This window comes from Vannielia litorea (assembly GCF_018424695.1).
Lineage (GTDB): Bacteria > Pseudomonadota > Alphaproteobacteria > Rhodobacterales > Rhodobacteraceae > Vannielia > Vannielia litorea_A.
Genome location: NZ_QTNQ01000219.1, coordinates 1 through 425, shown reverse-complemented (window position 1 = coordinate 425; position 425 = coordinate 1). Strand labels below are relative to the sequence as shown.

The window sequence follows — 425 nt, the reverse complement described above, 5'->3', positions numbered from 1 at the left end:
ATTCAAAAGCTACATGGCTTTTCAACTACACGCATTATTTTTCATAATATTCATATAAAAATCATTTATTGGCTAGTACTTACCGCTATTTTCTTTATTGCTAATATATTAATCATTCATATAGCCAATTTAGAATTGGATTTCTTAATGTTTATTCGTAGATTTATCGTGTTGCTTTTTGTTTTTGCTTGTATTACTACATTGCTGTGGCTGATTTCTTATAGTCTTCTTTTTAAGTTAAGTATTCCATTAATCTTAAAAGGGAAAAAAGGATATAAGTTTTCAATATTTATTGGTACCTTCACCAAATGTATCATGGTGCTAATACTATCTTTTTTACTGGCACAAAATTTAAATGCTTATACGAAGTTAAAGAATATATATGACTCTGAAAAAATCTGGCAAAAGTTAGATAATTACTATAC

General features: G+C 26.6%; 1 protein-coding gene. It reads left to right on the top strand.

Annotated elements, in window-relative coordinates; translation table 11 throughout:
• On the top strand, nt 1-425 hold a 425-nt coding region (locus tag DYI42_RS24060; protein ID WP_213549653.1), incomplete at both ends, for a hypothetical protein.